Here is a 20,389-nt window from a genome sequence, read left to right as displayed (position 1 = left end):
TCCGGGGGCGTTACCCCCTTTGGCGTCGAATGCCAACGCAGAGAGGACATTCCATGCGCCGGACCACCGCACGATTGCGCCTTGTCAACGCCCTCACCGCTCCCGCCGCGCGGGCGCGCCACGATCCCTACCGCTTCTTCGACCGCCTCATGGACGCCCAGCGCTCCGCGAGCGCCGGTGTGTCCCTGACCGAGGAGGACGAGTCGGAGCTGCAGCACCTGCGGCGCTTCCTCGGATTCGTCGCCGAGGTCCCGTCGCTCAGCGGCGTCGGGTGGCTCTCGGTGCAGGACATGGTGAAGACCCGCATCCGCAACCGCTTCCTGGTGCGCCGCCTGCAGGCTGAGCACCCGGCGATCCGCGAGGAGCGGATCGAGGCGCCGGTGTTCGTGATCGGGCTGCCGCGGACGGCGACCACGTTGACCCACAAGATCCTCGCGAACGCGTCGGGCGGGCGCGGGCCGTACATGTGGGAGATGGACAATATCGGGCTGCCCCGGCCGGAAGCGGAGGTGGCGAGGCTCCGGCGCCAGACGCAGAAGCGGCTCGACCAGATCCTCATGCTGAGCCCGTCGTGGTCGCGCATCCACCCGGTGCGCGCCGACTGGGTGGAGGAGATCTACTTCCTGCTCAACCAGAGCCGTCTGCACAACACGATGGCGCCCATGCCGAAGTACGTCGAGTTCCTGCGCACCTATGACGCCAGGCCCGACTACCGGTTCGTGCGCGACGTGCTGCAGGTCCTGCAGTACGGGCGCGAGACGCCGCGCTGGATGCTGAAGCACCCGGACTGCCTGGGGGAGACGGCGGCGATCCACCACGTGTTCCCGGACGCGAAGTTCGTGTGGACGCACCGGGATCCGCACACGGTCATGGGCTCCATGTGCTCGATGGCGGAGTCACTGGGGTACCTGCACAACCACCCGAAGTCGGTGGATCCGGCCGCGATCGGGCGGATCTGGCTCTCGATCCTGCCGGAGATGGTGGAGCGGGCCCGGCGCGAGCGTATCCAGATGCCCCGCGAGGCGACAGTGGACGTCGCTTATCACGCGATGATGGCGGACCCGTCCAAGTACGTGCCGGAGCTGTTCGAGAAGCTCGACCTGAAGTGGACGGACGCCGACGAGGCCAATCTGAGCGAGGCGCTCAACCGGCCGCGGGACCAGCGCGGCCACGAGTACTCGATGGTGCACTACGGTCTCGAGCCGGCGATGATCGACGAGGCCTTCGGCGACTACGGCCTGTTCGTGGACAACCTGACGGCGAGCATCCGCTGATCCTCGCTCCTGGTCCTTAGGAGAAGTCGAGGCCGGTGAGGGGGACACCGCGGAACGCGGCGAGCTTCTCGGCCTCGGCCTCGATCGTCTTCCGCTCGGGCGCTTCGAGGTCGCGCCAGGGTTCGACGGCGACGGTGAACTTCTTCCCGGACTTGCGGGGGCGCCACAGGCAGGCGATCTCGCCGTCGAGGAGGACCGCTCCGGGCCGCCCGAGGACGGGCCACAGGGCTTTGACCTTGGCGGGGTCGGCGACGAGGGTGGACCGATCGCGGGCCTGGAGGTACAGGTCGTAGGGGCCGAGGAGCCGCGTCCCGGAGGCCGAGGCGTCCTGCAGCGCGGGGACGTCGGCTTCGAGCATCCACCGGGTCTCCCCGTCGACCTGGACCTCGACGGCGTCCTCGGGCCAGTGGGCCTTGACTTCGCGGACGGGCGCGTCGACGTATTCGGCGACCTGCTTGTGGGTGGCCGGTCCGAGCAGGTGGAGGTAGGCGCGGACGGGGTCGAGGCGGTCCTCGTAGGCGTCGGCGACGGTGAACTCGGGCATGGGCTGCAGCACGGGTGGGGAGGTGTCGGGGACCAGTTCGAGCCCGGCCTGCACGGCCGAGAGCCGGAACGGCATCTCGTAGAGGTGCACGGCCTGGCAGGAGCGGCAGTACCGCTGGTAGGGCTCGGGCATGACCTCGTGGAGGCGGGTGGACAACTCGCCTTTGACCATGGGCTCCTTGACGATGGTGCGCATCTGCCCGGCGACGGCGTCGAGCGCGTCGAGCACGGGGATGTCGGCGTCCTTCAGTGGCTTGGAGGCGTCGAAGATGCGTTTCGACGCGTCGGACTCGGACCAGGGGGCGACGGCGGCGGCGACCTGGGCGGCGTCGGCCCGCCGGTAGCAGTGGGGCGCGCCGCGCAGGGTCCAGAGCCACACGAGGTCGCCGTGGTGCTCGGCCGCGGCGCCGAGCCCGGCGGTGTCGACGCCGCGGGCTTCGAGGGCCCAGAGCGCGCCGTCAGGGCCGGTGTCCTGCACGCCGAGGTCGAGGACCGCGGTGTCGGCGATGGTCCCGTGCTCGCGGTCGAGCTGCTGTACCTGGACGCGGTAGCGGCGCACGTGCTGGCGTTCGATCATCCCTTCACGCTAGCGCCGGGTACCGACAAGCGGCGTCCGTTCCACACGTGGTCCCTTCGATGTCTGAACGATTTTCCGCCGGCGCGATGAATCCGGTCGGCGGGGCTCGTCTACATCAGCAAGAGCCCGATACTCCCGGCTGTTCCTCTTGAAAGGCGAACCCATCATGTCCACCTACGACCGCACCGCGGACGAGACCGTTCTCACCACCACTGCAGGCCCCGGGCGGGCTCTGGGCATCACTACCTGGGTGTTCCAGATCCTCCTGGGCGCGTTCATGATCGTCGCCTCGGGCGCGCCGAAGCTGTTCGGCGCGGAGGCCGCCGCCGAGGGCTTCGACCTCATCGGCTGGGGCGACTGGTTCATGTACCTCGTGGGCGCCTTGGAGATCGCGGGCGGCGTCGGCCTGCTCATCCCTCGCGTCTCGGGCCTGGCCGCGATCGGCTTGAGCCTGCTCATGGTCGGCGCCGCGATCTTCAACGTCGCGATCCTCGACTTCCCGGTCCTCACGCCCCTGATCCTGCTGGCCCTCTTCGCGGGGGTCGCGTGGGTGCGGCGGCACCAGACGCGCCGGTTCTTCGAGCACGGCTTGAAGTCCGTGCGGTGACCCCGCGCGGCAAGGGCCGGTGGCGCTGCCACCGGCCCTTTCGCGTGCCCGGCGCACGGCATGCAAGATACTCACGGCACCTGCTAACATCTGTTGGCAGGTATTTGGAGGCCGTATGGACGAAGGCATCCCGACCGGGGACGACCTGGTCGCGCTCCTGGCGGCGCTCGCCAGCCCCCACCGGCTGCGCGTCGTGGCCGCGCTCGCGGGAGGGCGCAACTACGTGAGCCAACTGGCGCGCGACCTCGGCATCAGCCGGGCGCTCCTCCAGGTCCACTTGAAGAAACTCGAAGCGTCCGGCCTGGTCACCTCCACCCTCGAAGTGTCGGAGGACGGCAAGGCCTTGAACTACTACGAGGTCGTGCCCTTCGCGGTGCACCTCACCCCCGCAGTCGTCGAGCGCGCCTCGGCGACGCTCACCCTCTGAGAAAGGACCGACATGGACAGCCCCTACGACTGGCAGGAAATCATCGGCACCATCGGGCTCTTCACCCTCCTCATCACCGTCGTGCTGTCCCTGATGTGGCGCAAGGCGTTCCTCAAGCGCGCCGAGATGCAGATCCGGCAGGACGACCGGTACAAGAAGCTCGCCGAACGCGCCGACGCCCACCAGGCCGAGCTCGCGCAGCAGCTCGCGGCGCTGGGCGAGCGCATCGCCCGCATCGAGACCAGCAACGCCGCCATCGAGGAGACCCTCAAAGTCGTCGAATAGCGCCGGTGCCCACCAAGCGCACCATCCGATAGCGACAAAGGCCCGGATACGGTCCGGACCGCCGAGCGGCAACTCGACGGACCGGACCCGGGCGCAGACCGCCGGGCGGCAACCCGGCGCCGCAAACCCAGGGAGACGAACCACCTCGCCGCCGCAACGCGACGGCGAGTTCCGCAGGGACGCCCCCAGAACAGGAAAGCAGATCGTGCTGCACGACTTCACCGCAGACCCCCGCACACGGCACACCCCGCACACCCGCCCAGGCGTCGTCGCCGCGATAGCCGACTGGTCCGCCCGGCACCGGGCCCTCGCCATCGGCGGCTGGCTCGCCCTCGTCGCCCTCGCCGTCCTCTCCGGCGCGCTCCCGCTGGGGGAGGACGCCAGGGCCCAAGACCCGGGCGAAGCGGGCCTCGCCGAGGACCTCATCGACGCCGAAGGCGGCTACGCCGTCCGCGAGAACGTCCTCATCACCGGCACCGACGCCGACACGCAGGCGGCCGTCGCCGAGCTCGTGACCGCACTCGACGCCGCCCCCGAAGCGGTGAGCGACATCGGCTCCCCGCTCAGCGAACACGGCGAGCGCTGGCGCGCCGACGACGCCGTCCTCGTCACCTTCGCGATCCTCGGACCCGACGCCGACTACGACGCCCACTACGCAACCGTGACCGACGCCGTCGCCGCCGTCCAAACCGACCACCCGGACGTCGAAGTCCTGCAAGCGGGCGATGCCAGCCTCTCCGGCGCCGTCGACGCCGGCATCAAGGACGACATGCGGCGCGCCGAGGCCACGTCATTGCCGCTCACGATCCTCGTGCTCCTCGCCGTCTTCGGATCGCTCGTCGCCGCCGGCCTCCCGCTGCTCCTCGCCGCCACCAGCGTCGCCGGGGCCTTCGGCCTCCTCGCGCTCCTCGGCCACTGGGTGCCGTTCAACGGCGCGGGTTCCGCCATCGTCCTGCTCATCGGCATGGCCGTCGGCATCGACTACTCGCTGTTCTACCTGCGCCGCTTCCGAGAAGAACGCGCCGCCGGCCACGACCCCGACGCGGCCCTGCGCACCACCGCCCGCACCTCCGGGCACGTCGTCGCCGCCTCCGGCCTCACCGTCATCGTCTGCATGGCCGGGCTCCTCATCACCGGCATCGACGTCCTCAAAGGACTCGCACTCGGCACCGTCCTCGTCGTCGGCCTCGCCGTACTCGGCTCCGTCACCTTCCTCCCCGCACTCCTCGCCGCCCTCCGCCACCGCGTCGACGCCGCCCGCCTCCCCTGGCTCGGCAAACGCCGCATCCAAGCCGCACCCTCCCGCTTCTGGGCCCGCACCGCCGCCACCGTCGTCCGCAGGCCCCTCGTCACCGGCGGCCTCGCCGCCGTCCTCCTCCTCATCGCCGCCACCCCCGTCATCGGCCTCCGACTCCAGGACGCCGCCGTCACCGCCAGCCTCCCGCCGGGCATCGCACCCGCCGTCGACGCCGCCGCGACCATGCAGGAGCACTTCCCCGGCGCCGCCACCACCGCCCGCGTCGTCATCGCCCCCGCCGGCGACGACACCCTCGACCCGACCGCGATCGACACCGCCGTCGAAACCCTCCACACCGAAGCCGCCGCCAGCAACGGGCGACTCCTCGAACCCATCACCACCACCGCAGTCGGCGACCTCCTCGTCATCCGCGTCCCCCTCGCCGGCGACACCACCGGCCCCGAAGCCGACGCCGCCCTCGCCTACCTGCGCGACCAAGCCCTCCCGAACGCCTTCGCCGACGCCGCAACCCGCATCGCCGTCACCGGCAAGACCGCACTCCCGCACGACTTCACCGAGCAGCTCACCGCCCGCACCCCCTACGTGCTCGCGTTCATCCTGCTGCTCGCCTTCGCACTCCTCGCCCTCACGTTCCGCTCCTGGGCACTCCCACTCGCCTCGATCGCCCTCAACCTCCTCTCGATCGGCGCGGCCTGCGGCGCCCTCACCTGGGTCTTCCAGCACGGCCACCTCGAAGGACTCCTCGGCTTCGCCTCCTACGGCGGCGTCGTCAGCTGGATCCCCCTCTTCATGTTCATCATCCTGTTCGGACTGAGCATGGACTACCACATCTTCGTGCTCTCCCGCGTCGCCGAACGCCGCCGCGACGGCGCCTCCAACCCCGACGCCGTCATCGGCGGCATCGCCGCCAGCGCGGGCGTCGTCTCCAGCGCCGCGCTCATCATGACCGGCGTCTTCTCCATATTCGTGACCCTCTCCGCGATCGAGTACAAGATGCTCGGCCTCGGCATGGCGCTGGCGATCCTCATCGACGCGACGGTCGTGCGCGGTGTGCTGCTCCCGGCTGCGTTGGCGCTCATGGGCGACCGCGCGTGGGGCCGGTCGACCGCTACCGGGGGCTGACCGGCGGGAACGCGGCTACCGCGCGGGTTGCGACCGTGAGGCGACTCCAGGGGGACGCGCGGCACCGGCGCCTCCCTCTAGCGTCGGTCCCCAACGACGAGAGGAGGCATCATGCGGGCCAAAGGCATGAGGAGGATCGGGGCCGTCGCCGCGGCGGTCGCGGTGACGCTCACCGCGGGCACGGCGGCGTCGGCGGGCGACCGGGGCCGCCTGAGCGACAAGGAGGCGTTCGACGCGATCCTGGAGCGCCAGCAGCAGGCGTGGGTCGACGAGGACGGGGCGGCGTTCGCGGCCACGTTCCACGAGGACGGCGACATGGTCACGTTCAACGGCGACTACTTGGCGGGCCGGGAGGCCATCGCGGAGGGGATGCAGTACTACTTCGACGGGTACATCGAGGGCAACCGGATCGCGATCCTCGACGAGCACGTGCGGTACGTAGAGCGGGACGTGGTGGTCATCGTGCGCGAGACGTGCCTGATCAACGACGGCGAGTCCGAGTGCCGCGCGGACTCGCTGTCCACTAACACGAACGTGCTTACCCGCGAGCGCGGCGAGTGGCTGCAGACCTCGTTCCAGAACACCCGGCAGTTCAGTTTCTGAGGGCGGAGCATGAGGGGCCGCCCCGTTCGCAGGCTGGGCTGCCCCTCGCGGGGGGTGCGCAACCGCGCGCCGCTCGCCCAAGGGCGTATCACGGCCTCCGGTCCGCCGACGGCGGTCTTCACCGCCGAGCGGCTCAGCGAGGTGTGCCGCCAGCACAAAGCGGAAGTGGATGCGGAAACCGTTGTGCTCCATGTGATCCCCCTGCGGTGATCTGTCCGATCGGGCCTGTCCCGATCGGTCGCCCAAGCATGGACCTCCGAACCTGAAGCCACCCTTAAGCCGCCTGAAGCCGACTTCAGGAATCGCGGCGCGGCACCGGCTCGCGGCCCCGCGCCTCCCGCCACTGCGCCGTGAGTGAGGCGGATGGGCTTTGAGTGTGTACCGGACCCCGGTGCGAGGTGGTGTCTGCTAGAAACCTCCCATGGCTCAGAAACCCGGATTGCCCCTGCGCAGAAGTCTCGCGAACACCCCGCCGCTCACCGCCGGCGTCCTCTTCGGCGCCGGCCTCGCCGTCGTCTCCGCCGCCGTTTGGGCCGTCCAGGAGCTCGGCACCGTCATCACGGCCCTCGTCGTCGCCGCGTTCCTCGCAGTCGGCCTCGAGCGCATCGTCGGCGGGATGACCAAGCGCGGCATGCCCCGCTGGCTCGCGATGGTCCTCCTCTTCCTCGGCGTCGCCATCGTCTTCTGCGGCGGCATCGCCGCGATCATCCCCGCGATCGCCCGCGAGGCCACCGAGTTCATCGAAAAGGCACCCACCTACTACCAGACCTTTATGGACAGCACTCTCGCAGACCGCTTCGGCGGAGAGGGCGGCCTGCTGAAACGCGCCGAGGGCGCCCTGACCGCCGCGAACATGACGAAGGTGTTCGGCGGCGTCGTCGGAGGGGTCGCCTCCTTCTTCGGCGGGCTGGTGTGGACGGTCACGACGATCCTGCTGGCCATCTTCATCCTCGCCTCGTACGTCCAGCTCCGCCAAGGCATGGTCCGGCTCTTCGCCGCCTCCCAGCGCGAGCAGACCGACCGGATCATCGACGGCATCCTCCGCCAGATCGGCTCCTACCTCATCGGCGCGCTCGCCATCGGCGCCCTCGCCGGGATCTCCTCCTGGATCTTCATGGCCATCGCGGGCATCCCGTACGGCGCGCTGCTCGCCCTCCTGGTCGCGCTGCTCGACCTCATCCCGCAGATCGGCGCCACCATCGGCGCCGTCGTCGTCACGCTCGTGGCGCTCGCCATCTCGCCCATGACGGCCCTGGCCTCGGCAATATTCTTCGTCGCCTATCAGCAGCTCGAGAACTGGGTCATCTACCCGACCGTGATGCGCAGCGCGGTGAAGGTGTCGAACCTGGCGGCGATCGTCGCCGTGCTCGTCGGAGGCACCCTGTTCGGCGTCGTCGGCATCGTCCTGTCGGTCCCCGTCTATGCCGCGATCCGCTTGATCGGCAAGGAGATCGTGATCCCGCGCCTCGACAACTCCTGATCCGACCCGAACACGACGAGGCCGGTGGCGTGTACCCGCACGCGCCCCGGCCTCGTCTTCGCGTCCAGGATATGCGGCTCGTGCCAGCCCGCCCGCTCTGAGCTCTCCGAACGTCCGCAGGCGCGAGTCCGGTTCTGCCGCTCATCGCGGGCATCTGGGCAAACGCTTGCGCGCCGTTGCCGCCGCCGCGAGACGCGGCGCAAGCGCCGGCGGGTCACCTAGACTTGAAAGATCAGCCCTCGGAAAGCACGAAGCCCAGCGTCGAATGCATCAGAGGAGATGAGGACCGTGCAAGCGAAAGTGGGCGACCGGCTGCGCTTCAAAGGACGCCAGGTCGGCATGAAAGAACACACCGCGGAGGTAGTCGCGGTACTCGGAGAGGACGGGCAGCCGCCCTACCGCGTTCGCCACGACAACGGACACGAAGCCGTCGTCGCCCCCGAGTCGGACTGCGTCGTCGAACACCACGACGAGCGCGGAACCGGCTGACCGCCGTCGGTCGCCGCCCCGCGGCTGCAACGCACCGAACCACCGCGCCGCTGCGGCCGCTCCGCGGGCCCGGCTACAGTCGAGGGGAGCGGAGCCCTTGGGCGCCAAGGGTTCCACCCCGCGAAAGGACACCCCCATGAGCGACGACCAGACCACCGCGTTCTTCGAGCAGATCGGCGGCGAGGACGCACTGCACGCGACCGTCGACGCCTTCTACGGCTCGGTCCTCAAGGACCCCGTCCTCCAACCTCTGTTCGGCGCGGGCGCACCCCACCACGTCGACCACCTGACCGCGTTCCTCGCCGAAGTCTTCGGCGGACCCTCCCGCTACACCGACGACCTCGGCGGCTTCGACACGCTCCTCACCGCCCACCGCGGACTCGCCATCACCGACGAGCAGCGCGCCCGGTTCATCGAACTCTTCGACCGCGCCGTCACCGAGCACGGCCCCGCCGACCCAGGACTGCGCACCTCGCTCCACGACTACATCGTCTTCGGCACCGAAGTGGCCCAAGTGAACTCGCACGCCAAAGGCGACGACGACCTCCACCCCTGCCAGGAAGTGCCGCGCTGGCCGTGACGGCAGCCGGGTGTCAGCCCGTGGCGAGCTTGGCGGCGAAGGCGATCATGACCGCGCCGACGACGCCGTTGCCCGCCGCGGCCAGACGCCTCCGGCGCCGGAACGTCTGCGCCAGGCCGTCACCCGCGACGATGAGCGTCGACAGGTACACCATCGAGCAGACCTGCAGGATCACGAAGAGCACGCCGTAACTGAGCACCGGCCACGCATAACCCGGGTCCACGAACTGCACGAAGAACGCCACGAAGAACAGGATCGCCTTCGGGTTCAAGAGGCTCGCGATCAGCGCGCGCACGAACGGCCGCTCACCCGCCCGCTCCGCCTCCACGGCCTTCGCCACCACCGGCTCGCCGCGACGCGCCGCCCGCCACGTCCGCCAACCCCCGCGGATCAACCCGAACGCCAGGAACGCCAGATACGCGACACCCGCCCACCGCACCAGGTTGTACAGCACCGGCGACGCCGCGAACATCGAAGCGAGACCCGCGGCCGACGCGACCATCAGCACCGAATCGCCGAGGAACACCCCCGCCGCAGCCTGGAACCCGGCCCGCCGGCCCTTCCGCGACGCCACCGACAGCACGTACAGCGAGTTCGGCCCCGGCAGCAGGATGATGAGCACGGTGGCTACGACATAAGTCCACAAATCGACGGTGCCGAACACGGGCGGATCCTCTCAGGGGCCTGACAGCGGGGGCGAGGAGCGTGAAACCCCGCCAGTCTATGACCGCCCGAACCACGCCGGCAACCGCGATCTCACCCGCCGCCGATCCGCCGCTGGCGCACCATCCCCCGGAACAGTTCCTTCGGGCCCGGCGCGGGCGGCAGCGGCTCCGAACCGCTCTCCGAGAACGCCCGCAGCATCTGGCCGACCAGCCGCTTCGACGCCGCAGGCCCCGCATCGCCGACCGTCCCGAGCACCCCCGCATTGGCCATCAACAGGATCGGCAGGTCCTCGGGGGAGAAGTCCTCCCGCAGCCGACCCTCCCGCTTCGCCCGGCCGATCAGCTCGGTGAACGCCTCGAACGCCTCCTGGCGCTGGCGTTCGAGCACCTTCGCCGTGCCGTAGTTCATGGTGAGGACCTCCGCGAAGCCGCGGTTGACGGCCTGCAGCCCGCAGACCGTCTCGACGTAGCCCCGGAACCCCTCCCAGGCGCTCTCCTCGTCCCGGGCCGCCACCGCGGCGTCCCGGTTGCGCCGCATGGGCTCCTCGAAGACCGCCGCGATCAGCTCCATGCGGGTGGGGAACCGCCGGAAGAGCGTCGCGATGCCGACCCCGGCCGCGCGCGCGATGCTCGCCATCGAAGCGCCGAGCCCCTCGCGCCGGTACACCTTCCGGGCCGCCTCGATGATCCGGTCGCGGTTCTGCTCGGCGTCGCTCCGAAGGCGCCGGGCGCGCTTGCACATGCCGCTCTCAGAGCTCGGTTCCATGCACACATCCTAACCAAGTGGAATGCCCTATCCGATTGTGTTGTTACACTGACCGCCGATTAACGGATAGGCCGCTCCACTTCCCCGGGGCGGTCCGGAACGATCGCCTCTCAAGGAGACCACCCGCATGAACGTATTCCTCTGGATCCTGCAAGGCCTGCTCGCCGCGGCCTTCCTCGCCGCCGGCACCATCAAGGCGACCCAACCCAAGGAGAAGCTCGCCGCGAACTTCACCTGGGTGACCGATTTCTCCGCGGGGACGGTCAAGCTCATCGGCGCCTCGCAGGTCGCCGGCGCGCTCGGTCTCATCCTGCCCGCGCTCACCGGCATCGCGGTGATCCTCACCCCGCTCGCCGCCGTCGGCCTGGGCCTGATCATGGTGTTCGCCGCGATCTACCACCTCCGCAAGGGGGAGTACTCCAGCATCGTGATCAACGCCGTCATCCTGCTCATCGCCGCGGTCATCGCCTGGGGCCGGTTCGGGCCCTACCAGTTCTAGTCGAAGCGGCGGCGGGCCCGCCGGGCCTGCCGCCGTTCACTTCCCCGCGCCCGCGCGCAGCCGCCTGAGCATCCGGGCGTCCGCGAAGCCGACCGCCCGGGCCGCCGCATCGACCGTGGCGCCCTGGCCGATCAGGTGCTCGGCGCGTTCGAGCCGCAGCACCGACTGGTACCGCAGCGGCGACATGCCCGTCGCCTCCGCGAACCGCCGCGTGAGCGTCCGCTGCGAGACCCCCGACTCGGCCGCGAGATCGGGGAGCCGCAGCGGCTCCGCGAAACGGGCGTCGATGCGGTCCTGAACCCGATGCACCGCATCCGACAGGTGCGAGCGGTACCGGAGCATCGCACTCGCCTGCGGCTCATCGCCGTTGCGGCGCGCGAACACGACCATCTCGCGCGCCACCCTCCCCGCCACGGCCGGCCCGTGGCGCACCGCCACCAGATGCAGCGCCAGGTCGATGCCGCTCGCGATCCCCGCGGAGGTCACCACTCGGTCGTCCTCGGTGAATAGGACGTCACGTACTACCGCAGCGTCAGGGAAACGCCGCGCCAGCTCCTCCTGCAGATCGTGGTGCGTCGTGCACCGGCGCCCGTCGAGCAGGCCCGCCTGCCCGAGTGCGAACGCCCCCGAGCAGACGCTCGCGACCGTGCCGCCGCCGCGGTGATGCTCGAACAGGTGCCGCGGCTGCGACGCGGAGAGCCGCGGCCCACCCGCGGTCCCCGGTGAGCGCCAGCCCGGCACCATGACCAGATCCGCAGCGCCGAGTTCCGGCCACGCCGTCTCGGCCCTCACCGGAAGACCTTGGGCCGTAAGCACCTCCGGCGCCTCGGCGACGTACCGCAGCCGATAGGCCGAGGGCCCGCCCGCTTCGGTCAGCACGTTTTCCGCGGTCGAGAAGACCTGCGCCGCGCCCGCCAGATCGAGCAGGTGCAGCTTCGGCACGAGCAGGAACACCACCTTGGACACGGCACCCCGCCTTCGCTCAGCTCACCCGGAAGCACGATCCTGCCACTCGCGCACGAGCGCGTCCACTCCCGTCACCGTCGCGAAGCGGCCCGAGAGCGCGTACTCGGTCCGCTCGATGATCGCGTCCGTCCCGAGCGTGCGCGGGTCCGCCAGGATCTCCTCCAGACTCCGGCCCTCGGGCGCGTCGCGGTGCTCGATCGGGTTCGTCGAGGTGGCGTCCGTGACGAACACGGTCCGGTACCCCAGGTCCGAGGCGACACGCGCGGTCGTCTCGCAGCACTGCTCGGTGCGGATGCCGGTCACCGCGACCTCGCCGACGCCGTGCTGCACCAGGAGCTGCTGCGCGTTCGTGGTGGTGAACGGGTTGTGCGAGGTCTTGAACAGCTCTGGTTCGCCCGCAAGGGGTTTGAGCCCGGGCAGGTACTCGACGAAGCCGCGCGCCGGGTCGAACACGTTGCCGGTGCCGGGTTCGATGTGTCGGACCCACACCACCAGGTCGCCGTTGCCGCGCGCGGTCTCGACGAGCGGGTTGATCGATGCGGCGAGGTCGGGGTTCGACATGGCGGCCCACATGGGGCGGCGGCGGAAGGATTCCTGGGCGTCGATGACGAAGAGTGCGGTTCTCATGCGGTCAATCGTCGTCACCGGGAAGCCGCACGGCCAGACACGATCGCGCCGTGCAGCGGAACGATCTGGTCAGCGAGGCAGCCGTGCCGCCCGATCCGCTCCAGCCCGGTCTCGACCCGGTCGGGCTGCGTCGGATCGGACGGCACGGCAGCCATTGAGGAGTGCCTTACAGGCTGCCGAGGGTCCGCAGCCCGGGGAGCGCCTTGCCGTCGAAGTCGAACAGTGCCTGGTTCTCCCAGCCATTCCCGCTGGCCGGGTCGGCCGGGTCCCAACCAGCGCCCGCGACGCCCGTCCAGGTCGCCTCCCACCAGAACAGGCCCTTGCCGAGCCCGTTCGGCACTGCCTTGACCACGTCGGCGATCGCCTCGATCCAGTACGACTGGTTCTCGGGGCTCGACGGGAAGCCCGCCACCGGCTCGGGGTCGGTCATGATGTTCGCGAACCCGTCCGAGTCCGACGTGGTGAACGGGTACGCCGTCTCGACCACGTACAGCGGCTTCCCGTACCGGGTCGCCAGGTCGTTCAGGTTCGCGGCCAGCCCCGACAGCTCGCCGTGCCAGTACGGGTAGAACGAGGCGCCGATCGCGTGGAAGGGCACGCCGTTCGCCGCCGCGTTGTCGAAGAACCACTGGAACGCGCCGCTGTTGCCGCCCTCGGCGAGGTGCAGGATCGTCTGCGCCTTCGGGAGGACGTCGGCGACGGCGTCGCAACCGGCGGTCAAGAGCCCGGCCATCTGCTCGAGCTGGTCCCAGCGGCCGTCGGGCCAGAGGAGCCCGCCGTTGGTCTCGTTGCCGACCTGCACGAGTCCCGGTTCGACGCCCGCGTCCTTGAGCGCGCCGAGCACGTCGGCGGTGTGGTCGTACACGGCGGTCTTCAGGTCGGCGAAGCTCAAGTCGGCCCATGCGGCGGGCTTGTACTGCTTGCCCGGGTCTGCCCACGTGTCCGAGTAGTGGAAGTCGACGAGGAGGTCCATCCCGGCCCGCTTGGCGCGCTTGCCGAGTTCGACCACCTGGGTCTTGGTGTTGTAGCCGTCGGCGGGGTCGACCCACACCTTGGCGCGGATGCAGTTGACGCCGTTCTCGGCCAGGATCTTCACGGCGTCGCCGCGGCGACCGTCGGCGCGGCGGTAGACCGCGCCGAAGTCCTCGTTCTTGATGAGGCCGGAGATGTCGGCGCCGCGGACGAAGGGGCGCTTCGAGGGTCGGCCGGGTGCGGCGCCGAGCGCTTCGGCCAGGGCGGGGGTCGCGGCGGCAGCCGCACCGAGGCCGAGGACGCCGGCCCCGGCGGCGGTGAGGGCGGTTCTGCGCTTCATGGAGTTCGGTTCCAATCGTCGAGGGATCGAGGGATCGAGGGATCGAGGGATCGAGGGATCGAGGGATCGAGGGATCGAGGGATCGCCCGGGTCCGGGCCCGCGAAGTGCGTCGCAGGCCCGGACCACCGGGGGGAGACGGGTCTAGAGGGTGCCGAGGGTCTTCAGCGCCGGAGTGGCCTTCCACGCGAAGTCGAACAGGGCCTGGTTCTCCCAGCCGTTCTTGCTGTTCGGGTCGTACGGGTCCCAGCCGTTGCCCGCCACCGCGGTCCACGTGGCCTCCCACCAGAACACGCCCGCGCCGCGGCCGTTCGGCACGGCCTTCACGACGTTCGCGATCGCCGTCAGCATGTTCTGCTGCCCCGCGTAGCTGGCCGGGTAGCCGGACACCGGCGTCGAGGCGCTGATGATGTTGCCGAAGCCGTCGCGGTCGCCGGGGTTGAACGGGTACGCGGTCTCGACCACGTACACCGGCTTGCCGTAGCGCGAGGCCATGTCGTTGAGGTTCGACTGCAGGCCCGAGAGCGAACCGTGCCAGTACGGGTAGTACGAGGCGCCGATGGTGTCCCACGTGACGCCGCGGGCCTTCATCGCGTCGAAGAACCACCGGAACACCGAGTTGTTGCCGCCCTCGGCGAGGTGCAGCATGACCTTCGCGGCCGGGACGGTCGCGCGCACGGCGTTGGCGCCCGAGATGAGGAACTGCGCGAGGTTGTCGAGCTGGTCGTAGCGGCCGGTCGGCCACAGCATCCCGGCGTTGAGCTCGTTGCCGACCTGCACCATCTGCGGGGCCGCGCCCGCGGCGACCATCGCGCCGAGGACGTCCCGGGTGTGGTCGTACACGGCGGTCTTCAGCTGCGCGACACTGTAGTTCGCCCAGGCCGCGGGCTTCGTCTGCGCGCCCGGGTCGGCCCACGTGTCGGTGTAGTGGAAGTCGACGAGCACGTTCATCCCGGCCGCCCGGGCGCGCTTGGCGACGTTCACGACGTGGGTCTTGTTGTTGTAGCCGTCGGCGGGGTTGACCCAGACCTTCAGGCGGATCCAGTTGACGCCGCTCTTCTGGAGGATCCAGATCGCGTCCTCCTTCCAGCCGTCGGCCCACATGTACACGCCGCCCTTGGCCTCGGACTTGGCGAGGCTGGAGATGTCGGCGCCGCGCGCGAACGCGGTCTGGGCCTGGGCGGACTCGGCCGCGCCGAGTGCCAGGGCCGGCGCGGCGAGCGCCGCCGCGGCGGTGGTGAGGGCGGTCCTTCGCTTCATTGCGATCACTTCCTTGTGAAGGTAAAGCCTGGTGATGGGGGAGCGGCCTGTGCCGCGGAAGGGTTCAGTTCCCCGCGTGCGCGAGAACGACGACCTCTCCGGCGGGTACGAGTACGCCGCTCTGATAGACGGCGCCGGTGAGGGCGTCGGTGCCCCGGAGGTCCGGGACGTGCTGGTCCTGACCGGTGTGGTTGATCAGGAAACTGAGGGGGCCGCGGCGGACCGCTTCGAGCCCGTCGGGAATGCCTTGCGGGCGTTGGACACCCGCGGTGTCGAGCACTTCGGCGAGGAGCTCGCGCAGGCCCGTCGCGTCATCGAGCGCGGTGGCCGCGTACCAGGCGGTGCCGGACCCGACGCGGTGCCTCGTGATCGCGGGGCGGCCCGCGTCGGGCCCGTCCGCGTCAGTGCCTTTCGCAAACCAGGCCACCGCTTCCGCGCCGTCGAGGCGCACATGCTCGGACCAGATGCGGCCGGTCCCACCAGAGCTGAGGGCGAGCCGGGCGCCCTCGTGCACCGGGTGGAACTCCTCGACCCACAGGCCGAGCGTCTCCCGCAGCACGGAGCCGTGCGCGCCGGGGTGGACGGTGTCGTACTCGTCGACGACACCTGAGAAGTAGGAGACGAGCAGGTGGCCGCCGCCTTCGACGTACCCGTGCAGGTTCTTCGCCGCCGCGGCGGTGAGCAGGTACGAGGACGGCGCGATCACGGCCTTGTAGCGGCCGAGGTCGGCCTCCGGGTGCGCGAAGTCGACCGTGACGTGCTGCTTCCACAGCGACGAGTAGTAGGCCTCGACGCGCTCGCGGAACTCGAGCTCCACCGAAGGGCGCCATTCGAGTTCGAGGGCCCACCAGGACTCCCAGTCCCACAGGACCGCGACCTCGGCGCGCACGTCCGCGCCGACCACAGTGGAGAGCTTCTTGAGGTCGTTGCCGAGGGCGGCGACATCGCGCCACACCTCGGTGTCGGTGCCGCCGTGGGGGAGCATCGCGGAGTGGAACTTCTCGGATCCGGCGCGGGAGGCCCGCCACTGGAAGAACATGAGGCCGTCGGCGCCGCGCGCCACATGGGACAGCGAGTTGCGGCGCAGTTCGCCGGGGGTCTTGGCGATGTTGCGCGGCTGCCAGTTCACCGCGGAGGTGGAGTGCTCCATGATCATCCACGGGCCGCCGGCGACGGCGCGGGTGAGGTCGGCGCTCATGGCGAGCTCGATCTCGTGCTCCGCGCGCTCGGCGATGAGGTAGTGGTTGTTGGAGACGACGTCCACGTGCTCGGCCCAGCGGAAGTAGTCCATGTCCTTGCAGTTGGGCACCATGAAGTTCGTGGTCGCGGGTGCCTCGGAGTGCTTGGCGATGATCTCGCGCTGGAGCCGGTAGTTGGCGATGTGAGCGTCGTTCGAGAAGCGCATCCAGTCGAGCTGCAGGGCGGGGTTGACGCCGGGCGGGGCGATCGCGGGGGCCTCGACCTGGTCGAAGTCGCGGTAGGTCAGGCCCCAGAAGGCGGTGCCCCAGGCCTCGTTGAGCGCGTCCACGTCGCCGTGCTTGTCGGCGAGCCAGCGGCGGAAGTGCGCGGCGGAGACGTCGCAGTAGCACTGGACGTTGGCCCAGCCGTACTCGTTGTGCAGGTGCCACATCTCGACCGCCGGGTGCTGGCCGTATCGGGCCGCGAGCTGCTCCACGATGGACGCGCACGCGTCGTTGTAGACCGGGTGGGAAGGGCACACGCCGTGGCGTGAGCCCGAGGCCATGGTGCGGCCCTCGAAGTCGACGAGGCGGATCTCGGGGTGCGCGCGGCGCAGCCACGAGGGCGGGGCCGAGGTGGGGGTGCCGAGGTCGACGCCGATGCCGTTCTCGTGCAGCAGCCCGATGACCTTGTCGAGGCCGGTCCAGTCGTACTCGCCGGGGGCGGGCTCGATGAGACCCCAGTTGAAGATCCCGAGGCTGACGAGGTTCACGCCTGCTTCGCGCATGAGGCGGACGTCTTCGTGCCAGACCTCCTCGGGCCACTGTTCGGGGTTGTAGTCGCCTCCGTAGCGAATGGTCTGCACCGTGTCTCCTGTGAGGTTCCTTGCATCAATGCCTGTGAACGTGCACAGTACTCGATGCGTGCCGATCACGCAACCTGAGGTTCTGTCGAGCGCTGTTTCAAAATTGTGATCGTTTCATGAAGAATCTTTGTTCTAGAAGCGGACATTAGGCGCATAACTTGGTTGCTAAGTGAGTCTTGAGTCGCTAGATTCGTGTAAACGTTCACAGCCTGGTGGCGCGCTTCATACGCCCAGCGCCGACCAGGCCACCACTCACCGAGACAAGGACTTGACATGCGCAGCAAAGGTGCTCACGCGGGACCCTCCCTCAACCGCCGCAACCTCCTCGCCCTCGGCGGCGGCGTCGCCGCGGCCGGAACCCTCGCCGCCTGCGGCAGTCCCGAGGAAGATGAGGCTGCCCAGAGTGGCGGCCTCGAGTGGGACGCCGACGCCCAGCAGTACGTGATGGAGGACGACATCGCCTCCGGCAAGGCCGCCCTCAAGGTCTGGTTCGAGCAGGACTACGTCGCCGAGGCGATCATCGCCGCCTTCACCGAGCAGTTCAAGGGCGTGAAGGTCGAGTACGAACTCGTGCCCCAGAACGACGCCGTCGAGAAGATGACCACCGCGGGCGAGGCCGGCCAGGGCGCCGACGTCTACATGTCCTTCTACGACCAGCTCTCCCGCGCCATCGACCAGGGCGTGGCCGCCCCCCTCGGCGAGTACGAGACCGTGCTCAAGGGCCGCATGAGCGAGACCTTCACCGGCGTCGTCTCCGGCGGCGAGGACGGCACCATGCACGCCGTCCCGGTCACCACCGAGTCGATCGCCCTGTTCTACAACAAGACCCTCCTCAAGGAGCTCACCGGCTCCGACGCCCCGGCCGCCACCTGGGAAGAGATCAAGGCCCTCGCCGCCGAGTACAACGACGCCTCCAAGAACCAGTGGACCGTCCAGTTCACCCCCGGCGAGATCTACCACGCCTACTCGATCCTCTCCGCGGTCGGCTGGCAGCTCTACCCCGACCTCGACCCGGCCGAGCCGAACTTCGACGACCCGAAGCTCGTCGACGCCCTCGACTACTACGCCGGCCTCCGCGAGGTCTTCAACGTGCCCGCCGCCGACGCGACCGAGGAGAACATCCGCCAGGAGTTCGCCGCGGGCAACACCCCCTACGCGATCAACGGCCCCTGGGCCTTCGCCGACTCCGACGCGGGCGCCGAGGCCAACGGCTTCGAGTACGGCGTCACGGTCCTCCCGAGCGTCTCCGGCGGCCAGCCCGCGAGCTCCTTCGCCGGCATGCACACCGCCGTCGTCTCCGGCTACACCAAGTACCCGGCCGCCGCCCGCGTCTTCGCGGCCTTCCTGGCCTCCGACGCCGGCGCCGCCGCGCTCTACGCCGCGACCGGCCAGATCCCGGCCCTCAACGCCGATCTGCTCGCGGGCATCGAAGGCCTCGCCGACGACCCGCACGTCGCGGGCATCGTCGAGCAGTCCGCCCAGGCCGACCTCATCCCGCAGGTCCCCGAATACTTCTGGGAGGTCGGCAACACCCTCGCCGTCGACGTGTGGGACTCGCTGAGCTCCGCCGCCGACGCCCAGACCAAGGCCGTCGACACCTACAACGAGCTGCACGGACTCTAGGAACCCTCACACGATGAGCAACGCTCCAAGCAGCAAGCTCCCCGCACTGGTGCCGGGCCTCGCCTCGGCACTGGTGTGGGGGGCCGGCCAGCTGATCAACCGCCAGGCGGGCAAAGCCGCCTTCTACTTCGCGTTCTTCGCAGGCCTGGTCGGCTGGGAGATCGCCTCCGGCAACTACTACGCCGGAATGGACTTCACGCCGCGCGGCAACGGCGGGTTCTTCATCAAGGGCCTGTGGGGCCTGTTCACCCTCGGCACCCAGTCCCGGCAGATGACCCTGACCGGACTCTCCGAAGGCGACAACTCCATCACCCTCCTGGCCAGCGGCCTTATCGCGCTGCTCGTCCTCGCCCTCCTGGCGATCATCTGGATCTGGGGCATCCGCGACGCCGCCGCCTACCGCACCGCACTCAACGCCGGCGGCCCCCGGGAATCCTCCGCGGCCTACTACCGCCGCCTTTGGGACAGCGCGTTCGCGTACATCATGCTCTCCCCGGGCCTCGTGCTCGTCGTGTTCATGTCCGTGCTGCCGGTCCTGTTCGTCATCCTCGTCGCCTTCACCAACTACAACCGCGACCACCTGCCCCCCAAGAACCTCGTCGAATGGACCGGCTTCGACAACTTCGGCGCGATCCTCTCCGGCTCCGCCTGGACCGACACCTTCCTCGGCGTCCTCGCCTGGACCTTCGTGTTCGCGCTCGTCACCACCGTCGCCTCGTACGCGCTCGGGTTCTTCCAGGCCGTGCTCCTCGCCAATCGAAGGACTCGTTTTCCGCGGGTGTGGCGCTCGATCTTCCTGCTGCCCTGGGCGGTCCCCGCGATCGTCTCGGCCCTGGTGTTCCGCTCCATGTTCAACGGCCAGTTCGGGCCCGTCAGCCAGTGGCTCGTCGACGTCGGCCTCACCGACGACCGCATCTACTGGTTCACCGACGCCTCCAACCCGAACCTCGCCCGAGCCGTGGTCCTCCTCATCAACCTGTGGCTCACCTTCCCGTTCTTCATGGCCCTCGTCGGCGGCGTGCTCACCAACATCGACGCCAGCTACTACGAGGCCGCCCGCATGGACGGCGCCAGCGCCCTCCAGCAGCTGCGCCACATCACCCTGCCGGTGGTCCACAAGACCGTCGCGCCGCTGCTCATCCTCTCGTTCGTCTCCAGCTTCAACAACTTCGGCGTGGTCTACTTCCTCACCGAAGGCGGGCCCGACAACGCCGACTACCGGTTCGCGGGCAGCACCGACCTGCTCGTCACGTGGCTGTTCAAGCTCACATTCGAGACCCAGCTCTACAACATCGGCGCCGTGATGAGCCTCTTCATCTTCCTCATCGTCGGCACCATCTCCGTGTGGAACCTCAACCGCTCCAAGGCGATTCGGGAGCTCTGA

Annotated in this window: 21 protein-coding genes; 12 read left to right on the top strand and 9 right to left on the bottom strand. The window is 69.6% G+C overall.

Going from position 1 to position 20,389, the window contains the following annotated elements; translation table 11 throughout:
* Positions 1 to 53: 53 nt before the first annotated feature.
* Positions 54 to 1,274 carry a sulfotransferase family protein gene (locus O1R50_RS07595; protein WP_270109319.1) on the top strand — a complete coding sequence of 407 codons (1,221 nt, stop codon included), beginning with the start codon at positions 54 to 56 and terminating at the stop codon, positions 1,272 to 1,274.
* Between the two features lie 16 nt (positions 1,275 to 1,290).
* Here O1R50_RS07595 and O1R50_RS07590 read toward each other — a convergent pair whose 3' ends face one another.
* The gene (locus O1R50_RS07590; RefSeq protein ID WP_270109318.1) at positions 1,291 to 2,394 is read right to left on the bottom strand and encodes a winged helix DNA-binding domain-containing protein; all 1,104 of its coding nucleotides are present in this window, start codon (positions 2,392 to 2,394) and stop codon (positions 1,291 to 1,293) included.
* Positions 2,395 to 2,560: 166 nt separating this feature from the next.
* Here O1R50_RS07590 and O1R50_RS07585 point away from each other — a divergent pair, with 166 nt between their 5' ends.
* The 8 genes from O1R50_RS07585 to O1R50_RS07550 all read left to right on the top strand — a co-directional run bounded on the left by O1R50_RS07585 (position 2,561) and on the right by O1R50_RS07550 (position 9,245).
* Positions 2,561 to 3,001 carry a DoxX family protein gene (locus tag O1R50_RS07585; RefSeq protein WP_270109317.1) on the top strand — a complete coding sequence of 147 codons (441 nt, stop codon included), beginning with the start codon at positions 2,561 to 2,563 and terminating at the stop codon, positions 2,999 to 3,001.
* A 115-nt stretch (positions 3,002 to 3,116) separates the two neighbouring features.
* Positions 3,117 to 3,428, top strand: a complete 312-nt coding sequence (locus O1R50_RS07580) for an ArsR/SmtB family transcription factor (RefSeq protein ID WP_270109316.1) — start codon at positions 3,117 to 3,119, stop codon at positions 3,426 to 3,428.
* A gap of 12 nt (positions 3,429 to 3,440) precedes the next feature.
* Positions 3,441 to 3,713 carry a hypothetical protein gene (locus O1R50_RS07575; protein WP_270109315.1) on the top strand — a complete coding sequence of 91 codons (273 nt, stop codon included), beginning with the start codon at positions 3,441 to 3,443 and terminating at the stop codon, positions 3,711 to 3,713.
* A 205-nt stretch (positions 3,714 to 3,918) separates the two neighbouring features.
* Positions 3,919 to 6,093 carry an MMPL family transporter gene (locus O1R50_RS07570; RefSeq protein ID WP_270109314.1) on the top strand — a complete coding sequence of 725 codons (2,175 nt, stop codon included), beginning with the start codon at positions 3,919 to 3,921 and terminating at the stop codon, positions 6,091 to 6,093.
* Between the two features lie 111 nt (positions 6,094 to 6,204).
* On the top strand, positions 6,205 to 6,696 hold the full coding sequence (locus O1R50_RS07565; RefSeq protein WP_270109313.1) for an SgcJ/EcaC family oxidoreductase: 492 nt from the start codon (positions 6,205 to 6,207) through the stop codon (positions 6,694 to 6,696).
* Positions 6,697 to 7,117: 421 nt separating this feature from the next.
* Positions 7,118 to 8,176, top strand: coding sequence for an AI-2E family transporter (locus O1R50_RS07560; RefSeq protein WP_270109312.1), 1,059 nt, complete (start codon positions 7,118 to 7,120; stop codon positions 8,174 to 8,176).
* 288 nt (positions 8,177 to 8,464) lie between these two features.
* On the top strand, positions 8,465 to 8,665 hold the full coding sequence (locus O1R50_RS07555) for a DUF1918 domain-containing protein (RefSeq protein ID WP_270109311.1): 201 nt from the start codon (positions 8,465 to 8,467) through the stop codon (positions 8,663 to 8,665).
* A 136-nt stretch (positions 8,666 to 8,801) separates the two neighbouring features.
* Positions 8,802 to 9,245, top strand: a complete 444-nt coding sequence (locus O1R50_RS07550; protein ID WP_270109310.1) for a group II truncated hemoglobin — start codon at positions 8,802 to 8,804, stop codon at positions 9,243 to 9,245.
* A gap of 13 nt (positions 9,246 to 9,258) precedes the next feature.
* On the opposite strand, the gene leuE is transcribed toward O1R50_RS07550, so the two are convergent.
* Together leuE and O1R50_RS07540 are read right to left on the bottom strand one after the other, a co-directional pair.
* Positions 9,259 to 9,909, bottom strand: coding sequence for a leucine efflux protein LeuE (gene leuE / locus O1R50_RS07545; protein WP_270109309.1), 651 nt, complete (start codon positions 9,907 to 9,909; stop codon positions 9,259 to 9,261).
* Between the two features lie 92 nt (positions 9,910 to 10,001).
* Positions 10,002 to 10,676, bottom strand: a complete 675-nt coding sequence (locus O1R50_RS07540) for a TetR/AcrR family transcriptional regulator (RefSeq protein WP_270109308.1) — start codon at positions 10,674 to 10,676, stop codon at positions 10,002 to 10,004.
* Between the two features lie 127 nt (positions 10,677 to 10,803).
* Between O1R50_RS07540 and O1R50_RS07535 the strand changes: the two genes are divergently transcribed.
* Entirely contained in the window at positions 10,804 to 11,175 is a 372-nt protein-coding gene (locus O1R50_RS07535) for a DoxX family protein (RefSeq protein ID WP_270109307.1), read from the top strand.
* 36 nt (positions 11,176 to 11,211) lie between these two features.
* On the opposite strand, the gene O1R50_RS07530 is transcribed toward O1R50_RS07535, so the two are convergent.
* The 6 genes from O1R50_RS07530 to O1R50_RS07505 all read right to left on the bottom strand — a co-directional run bounded on the left by O1R50_RS07530 (position 11,212) and on the right by O1R50_RS07505 (position 17,382).
* Positions 11,212 to 12,141: a GlxA family transcriptional regulator gene (locus O1R50_RS07530; protein WP_270109305.1), complete on the bottom strand. Its 930-nt coding sequence runs from the start codon at positions 12,139 to 12,141 to the stop codon at positions 11,212 to 11,214.
* 21 nt (positions 12,142 to 12,162) lie between these two features.
* A complete protein-coding gene (locus tag O1R50_RS07525; RefSeq protein WP_270109304.1) occupies positions 12,163 to 12,768 on the bottom strand; it encodes a cysteine hydrolase family protein in 606 nt (201 codons plus the stop codon).
* 14 nt (positions 12,769 to 12,782) lie between these two features.
* Positions 12,783 to 12,923 carry a hypothetical protein gene (locus O1R50_RS07520; RefSeq protein WP_270109303.1) on the bottom strand — a complete coding sequence of 47 codons (141 nt, stop codon included), beginning with the start codon at positions 12,921 to 12,923 and terminating at the stop codon, positions 12,783 to 12,785.
* A gap of 11 nt (positions 12,924 to 12,934) precedes the next feature.
* Positions 12,935 to 14,080 (bottom strand): glycoside hydrolase family 53 protein, encoded by a 1,146-nt coding sequence (locus tag O1R50_RS07515; protein ID WP_270109302.1) that lies wholly within the window; start codon positions 14,078 to 14,080, stop codon positions 12,935 to 12,937.
* A 142-nt stretch (positions 14,081 to 14,222) separates the two neighbouring features.
* Positions 14,223 to 15,338: a glycoside hydrolase family 53 protein gene (locus tag O1R50_RS07510; RefSeq protein WP_270109301.1), complete on the bottom strand. Its 1,116-nt coding sequence runs from the start codon at positions 15,336 to 15,338 to the stop codon at positions 14,223 to 14,225.
* Positions 15,339 to 15,402: 64 nt separating this feature from the next.
* Complete coding sequence (locus O1R50_RS07505) at positions 15,403 to 17,382, bottom strand: beta-galactosidase (RefSeq protein WP_270109300.1); 1,980 nt, start codon at positions 17,380 to 17,382, stop codon at positions 15,403 to 15,405.
* A 273-nt stretch (positions 17,383 to 17,655) separates the two neighbouring features.
* On the opposite strand from O1R50_RS07505, the gene O1R50_RS07500 reads away from it, so the two are divergent.
* Together O1R50_RS07500 and O1R50_RS07495 are read left to right on the top strand one after the other, a co-directional pair.
* Positions 17,656 to 19,005 (top strand): extracellular solute-binding protein, encoded by a 1,350-nt coding sequence (locus tag O1R50_RS07500; RefSeq protein WP_270109299.1) that lies wholly within the window; start codon positions 17,656 to 17,658, stop codon positions 19,003 to 19,005.
* Positions 19,006 to 19,018: 13 nt separating this feature from the next.
* Entirely contained in the window at positions 19,019 to 20,389 is a 1,371-nt protein-coding gene (locus O1R50_RS07495) for a carbohydrate ABC transporter permease (protein WP_270109298.1), read from the top strand.

Source organism: Glycomyces luteolus, assembly GCF_027622875.1.
GTDB classification, from domain to species: Bacteria; Actinomycetota; Actinomycetes; order Mycobacteriales; family Micromonosporaceae; genus Glycomyces; species Glycomyces luteolus.
The sequence above is the reverse complement of the archived record's forward strand: the minus strand, read 5'-3'. Positions and strand labels throughout refer to the sequence as shown.

What these genes read in the sequence shown, in the direction of transcription:
- O1R50_RS07595 (WP_270109319.1), top strand. Translation starts at nt 54, where the DNA reads ATGCGCCGGACCACCGCACGATTGCGCCTTGTCAACGCCCTCACCGCT.
- O1R50_RS07590 (WP_270109318.1), bottom strand. Translation starts at nt 2,394, where the DNA reads ATGATCGAACGCCAGCACGTGCGCCGCTACCGCGTCCAGGTACAGCAG.
- O1R50_RS07585 (WP_270109317.1), top strand. Translation starts at nt 2,561, where the DNA reads ATGTCCACCTACGACCGCACCGCGGACGAGACCGTTCTCACCACCACT.
- O1R50_RS07580 (WP_270109316.1), top strand. Translation starts at nt 3,117, where the DNA reads ATGGACGAAGGCATCCCGACCGGGGACGACCTGGTCGCGCTCCTGGCG.
- O1R50_RS07575 (WP_270109315.1), top strand. Translation starts at nt 3,441, where the DNA reads ATGGACAGCCCCTACGACTGGCAGGAAATCATCGGCACCATCGGGCTC.
- O1R50_RS07565 (WP_270109313.1), top strand. Translation starts at nt 6,205, where the DNA reads ATGCGGGCCAAAGGCATGAGGAGGATCGGGGCCGTCGCCGCGGCGGTC.
- O1R50_RS07560 (WP_270109312.1), top strand. Translation starts at nt 7,118, where the DNA reads ATGGCTCAGAAACCCGGATTGCCCCTGCGCAGAAGTCTCGCGAACACC.
- O1R50_RS07550 (WP_270109310.1), top strand. Translation starts at nt 8,802, where the DNA reads ATGAGCGACGACCAGACCACCGCGTTCTTCGAGCAGATCGGCGGCGAG.
- O1R50_RS07540 (WP_270109308.1), bottom strand. Translation starts at nt 10,676, where the DNA reads ATGGAACCGAGCTCTGAGAGCGGCATGTGCAAGCGCGCCCGGCGCCTT.
- O1R50_RS07535 (WP_270109307.1), top strand. Translation starts at nt 10,804, where the DNA reads ATGAACGTATTCCTCTGGATCCTGCAAGGCCTGCTCGCCGCGGCCTTC.
- O1R50_RS07525 (WP_270109304.1), bottom strand. Translation starts at nt 12,768, where the DNA reads ATGAGAACCGCACTCTTCGTCATCGACGCCCAGGAATCCTTCCGCCGC.
- O1R50_RS07520 (WP_270109303.1), bottom strand. Translation starts at nt 12,923, where the DNA reads ATGGCTGCCGTGCCGTCCGATCCGACGCAGCCCGACCGGGTCGAGACC.
- O1R50_RS07515 (WP_270109302.1), bottom strand. Translation starts at nt 14,080, where the DNA reads ATGAAGCGCAGAACCGCCCTCACCGCCGCCGGGGCCGGCGTCCTCGGC.
- O1R50_RS07510 (WP_270109301.1), bottom strand. Translation starts at nt 15,338, where the DNA reads ATGAAGCGAAGGACCGCCCTCACCACCGCCGCGGCGGCGCTCGCCGCG.
- O1R50_RS07500 (WP_270109299.1), top strand. Translation starts at nt 17,656, where the DNA reads ATGCGCAGCAAAGGTGCTCACGCGGGACCCTCCCTCAACCGCCGCAAC.
- O1R50_RS07495 (WP_270109298.1), top strand. Translation starts at nt 19,019, where the DNA reads ATGAGCAACGCTCCAAGCAGCAAGCTCCCCGCACTGGTGCCGGGCCTC.